The sequence below is a fragment of the Cellulomonas bogoriensis 69B4 = DSM 16987 genome, from assembly GCF_000767165.1.
GTDB classification, from domain to species: domain Bacteria; phylum Actinomycetota; class Actinomycetes; order Actinomycetales; family Cellulomonadaceae; genus Actinotalea; species Actinotalea bogoriensis.
The window spans coordinates 1-4,545 of record NZ_AXCZ01000200.1 but is presented as its reverse complement, the minus strand read 5'-3'; the positions used below and the strand labels follow the sequence as shown (position 1 = coordinate 4,545).

The following is a 4,545-nucleotide window of genomic DNA, read 5'->3' as shown; positions in this document are numbered from 1 at the left end:
GGACCGGCCCGCGGCCCTGAGGCGGACGGACAGGTCGGGGCCCACGAGGTCCCCGTCGGCCGCGGTGTCGAACCCACGGGCGCGCAGGAAGCCCTCGGCCCCGAGGCACAGGCACGTGTCGACGGCGTCGACCACCCGCTCGCCCCGGGCCTCCGGTGCGTCCCCGGCGTACCCCCGCAGGGGGTGGTGCGGACCGGTGACGGGGTCGAGCGCGACGCCTGCGGACCAGATGCTCCCGCCACGGTCCAGGACGAGCGGCTGGACCGCCACGTGCGACGCCGCGGTCTGCAGCAGCGCGCTGTCCCACCCGGGGAACACCCAGGCCGTGTCGGGGACGAACACCACCGTCCGGCCGGTGGTGAGTGCGGCACCGATGTTCCGCGCAGCAGGTGCCGGGACCGTGCCGTCCGGCGTGTGGATGTGCACCTGCTCGATCCCGTCGAGCTCGACCCGCAGCCGGAGCCGGTCGGCACGGGTGGTGCAGCAGTCGACGACCACCACCTGGGTGGGGACCTCGGCGGTCTGCGTCACGCGTCGCACACCGGTCGCGGCCCGGGCCGGGTCCTGGGACACGACGACGACCACGGACAGGACGTCGGTCCGCTCGTCCGCAGCCGCCAGAGCCTGCTCCCAGTCGACCTCGACCGGCACCGTGGGGGCGTCCAGGTGGTGCACCGCGCCGGCCCGGCGTGCCGAGGCCAGGAAGTCCGCAGGGGCCGGCAGAAGCGTCCCGTCGGTGAGCACGCCGGGGGCCCCGTGCTCCAGGTAGTGGCCGAGGGCCCCTCCGGGGTGGTCCGCGGCCTGCGGGGCCGTCGCCAGGTACGCCTCGGCGTCGAAGGCGGGGTGGGGTGAGGTGCCCGTCCGGGCCCCGGAGGTCAGGTAGTGCCAGAGGGTCGGTGTCGAGCACCGACGGGGACGCAGGTGGCGCCGGTAGGTGGCGGGGTCGAACGCCGGGTGGGGTGAGAGGCCCGCGGCGTCGCCGACCGTGAGGTAGTGCAGCACCGGGTCGTCCGGGGTGTCGCCGGTGTGCGCCAGGTACCACGGGGCGTCGAAGAGGCCGGAGGTGCGGACCCGCGCGGCCATCTCCTCGGCCGTGGGACCGGACCGCTCCAACCGGCGGATGCGCTTCTGGGCCCGGGCGAGCTCACGCTCCAGCTGTGTGAGCCGATCCCGGTACCGGCGCAGCTCTGCGTCGCGTCGGGCGATCGGTGGGAGCCGCTTGCCCAGTCCCCTCAAGCCCACGACCGCCCCCTGCGCTGTGCTCGGGCCCGCCGGGGGCCGCTGCCGCTCACCTCGGTCATCTCGGTCATCTCGGTCACCGTACGGAGGGGGGCCGGCAGGTCGCCAGGACCGCTGAGGCCCCGTGGACGTCCTGCACCGACCGCAGCGCGACGGTCATCGACACGTTGTACGTGTGGACGACGTCACCGATGCGGTGCCGCAGGTAGTCCGGCCACGGCACCGGGCTGTCCGTGGGCCAGGCGTCCTCCTGGACGACCAGCTCGACCGGGTAGCCGTACCGTCGTGCCGCCGACAGGTCGTCCCCGCTCAGCAGGACGACCGGCCTGAAACCCCCCGTCAGCAGCTGCTCCCGGGCGACGGCCTCGACCATGGCCGGCAGGTCCGCCGCCGGCGCCCCGACGGCGTCGACGAGGACCACCGGCAGGTTCTCGAGCCCGTGACCGTCCAGGAGGCGTCCCGCTGACAGGAACGTGGTGCCCCCCGGGGTGCCGCTGCGTACGTCGAACACCCGCGCGACGACCTCCCTGGCGATCCGGCTGCGGCGCAGCCGGCGCACCACGGCGCCCGCCAGGCGCTCGGACCCGGGCACCCTGCGTGCGATCCGCAGGGCGCGGGCCGGTACCGTGCCCAGCCTCGGGCCCGTCGACGTGCTCCCGCTCATCGCCCACCTCCACCTGCGACGTCGATGAGGAACCGGGCGGCGTCGGTCCCACCGTTCCCCGGGTCGGCTGCGGCCGCACGGGTGGCCATCGACGGGCCGGCGTCGAGCAGGTCCGCCAGCAGGTCCCGGGCTCCCGGATCGGTCATGTCGGCCACCTGGTGGGCCCACCCCTGGGCGGCGGCGTGCTCGGCCCGGCCTTCCTGGTCGTCCAGGGACGTCGCCCGGTTGGGGACGAACAGCGTCGGGGTCCCGAACCTCAGGAGCTCGTGGAACGAGTTGTAGCCGGAGGCCGCGATCGCCAGGTCGAACGCCCGGTACCTGCGGGACAACGGGTAGTCGCGCACGAGGTGCACGTCCGCGCCGACCGCGGCGCCCGCGCCGGCGATCTCGGGGACCGTCACGCACATCCCCACACCGAGCGTGCGCAGCGCCGCTGCCGCGGCCCCGATCTGCGACCCCGTGTCGTTGATGTTGCCCGCGCCCAGGGACACCAGCGCCAACGGCCCGTCCGCGGGCAGGCCGAGCTCTGCGCGTGCCCGTGCGCGGTCGTCCAGGTCCTCACGGTCCAGCAGCGTGACCGGGCGCACCTTGTGCGACGGGGCGTCGACCGTCGCGCCGCGGTCCCGGGCCGCGGCCAGGTCCCCGGGCTCGAGCACCGCGTCGAACCAGGCCGCTTTGCGCACCTGCTCGACGTTCAGCCCTCGCCGCCACATGCCACGCCGCGACCACACCCAGCGCGGCGAGGGCTCCTGCTCCCGGATCTCCTCGACACCGGGGTAGGGCCAGGTCCCGTCGAACACCACGACGTCGGGGCGTCGGCGCCGCAGGGTCTCGGTGACCCGCCCGACGAACATCTCCCGCCACCGCCCCGGGGGCATGCCGAGCGCCTTCGCCGAGGGCAGGTACTCGTAGTCGTGACCCATGCGTCCGGCCACGGGTACCGCCTGGGACATCGACAGGAACGACACGGTGGTGCCGTCCTCCACCTGCCGGGCGTAGGACAGCAACCGGGTGAGGTGACCCATCCCGGCGCCGTTGCTGGAGACCATGAGCAGCCGCGGGCCGTCGTCGGGGGCCGCTGCCGGGCCACCGGACGGGCGCAGGCCCGGCTCCGGCTCCCGCGGCGTGAGGAGCGCGGACAGGCGCGCGACGTGCGTCCCGTGGCTGAACCGGTCCCGCACGATCGACCTGGCACGGTCGACCTGGGCCCCGTAGGCATCACGGTCGTGGTGCAGCCGGTCGACGACCGCGCGCACCTCGTGGGGCTCGGCGTAGACGGCTCCGTCCCCGAACAGCACCCGGAAGTGCGGGGGGAGCACGGCGAGCGCCCCCGAGGCCATCGCCTCGACGATCGTCCGCCCGAACGCCTCCACCCACCGCGGGTCGTGGTAGTAGACGAAGAAGTCGAGCCCGGCGAGGAACTCCGCGGGCGGGACGTCACCGAACTCGTGCACGGTCCAGCTCGACGGGACGGTGCCGAGGAGGTCGGCCACGGGTCTGGCCCCGCCCAGCACCCGGACCTCCCAGGACCCGTCCGTGGGGTAGACGGCCCGCAACGTCTGTGCGTCGGCGGGCCACTTCTGCGGCGAGGGTCGGCTGTGCCGTCCGACGACGGGCCGGGTGCTCGGCGGGACCGGCCGCTCCGCGGACCACGCGTCGACGTCGATGATGTTGACCCAGTCGGCCGGGGCGAGTCGTCCTGCGGGCACGTCGTCGGCGATCGCCTCGCGGACCAGGGGGCCGATCGGTGCCCAGACCGGGTCCACGCCGAAGTGGTCGCGCGCCACCTGGTCGGTCCGGGCCACGTCGTACACCGCGCGGCCGTCGATGTCCGTGGGGCCGGCGTTGGCGATGATCACGACGTGGTCCGCGGTGATCCTCGGGAGCTGGGCAGCGCCCTGCTCCAGCACTGCGGGGTGGCGCACGGTGACGACCGACGCGTGGACGTCGCCGTCGACGACCAGCGTCGCCCGGCCGCTGCGCACGTGGGCGGCCACGGCGGGGTGGAACCCCCGGACCCTGCCGACGAGTGGGCCGTTGACGTGCACGAGCGCTGTGCTGATGCCTGCGGAGTGCTGGGCGGTGATCTCCTCCGAGACGCTCTGGGAGGTGCCGCCCGGCAGCCGGAAGTCGGAGATCATCGCGACGTCGGTGACGTGCATGGCGCTCATAGTTGCGACATCCTTCCACGGCCGGGTGGGTCCGCGGGCACCTGTGGTGGCCGCGTTAGGGTCGTGGCCCATGAGGCTCCTGGTGACCGGCGGTGCGGGGTTCATCGGTGCGAACTTCGTCCAGCAGACGGTGCGTGAACGACCGGACGTCACGGTGACGGTCCTGGACGCGCTCACCTACGCGGGGGACCGCGCCTCCCTGGCGCCCTGCGCCCAGGACGTGGACCTCGTGGTGGGGGACGTGGCCGACGTGGACCTGGTCGACTCGCTGGTCGCGGGGTGCGACGCGGTCGTGCACCTGGCGGCGGAGTCCCACAACGACAACTCCCTGGCAGACCCGCGACCCTTCCTGCGGACCAACGTCGAGGGCACCTTCACGCTCCTGGAGGCGGTGCGCCGGCACGGGCGCAGGTTCCACCACGTCTCGACCGACGAGGTGTACGGGGACCTCCCGCTCGAGGGCTCGACCCG

At 74.3% G+C, this 4,545-nt stretch carries 4 protein-coding genes; 1 reads left to right on the top strand and 3 read right to left on the bottom strand.

Annotation, left to right across the window (positions count from 1 at the left end):
• From N869_RS13135 to N869_RS18595, 3 genes are all read right to left on the bottom strand, one after another.
• Window positions 1–1,242: glycosyltransferase family protein (locus tag N869_RS13135; RefSeq protein WP_035062340.1), on the bottom strand; the 1,242-nt coding region annotated here is incomplete at its 3' end.
• A 73-nt stretch (window positions 1,243–1,315) separates the two neighbouring features.
• Entirely contained in the window at window positions 1,316–1,903 is a 588-nt protein-coding gene (locus tag N869_RS13130) for a hypothetical protein (protein ID WP_035062339.1), read from the bottom strand.
• The gene (locus N869_RS18595) at window positions 1,900–4,074 is read right to left on the bottom strand and encodes a hypothetical protein (protein WP_084137163.1); all 2,175 of its coding nucleotides are present in this window, start codon (window positions 4,072–4,074) and stop codon (window positions 1,900–1,902) included. Before N869_RS18595 ends, N869_RS13130 begins: the two co-directional genes overlap by 4 nt.
• 70 nt (window positions 4,075–4,144) lie before the next feature.
• Here N869_RS18595 and N869_RS13120 point away from each other — a divergent pair.
• On the top strand, window positions 4,145–4,545 hold a 401-nt coding region (locus N869_RS13120; RefSeq protein WP_035062338.1), incomplete at its 3' end, for a GDP-mannose 4,6-dehydratase.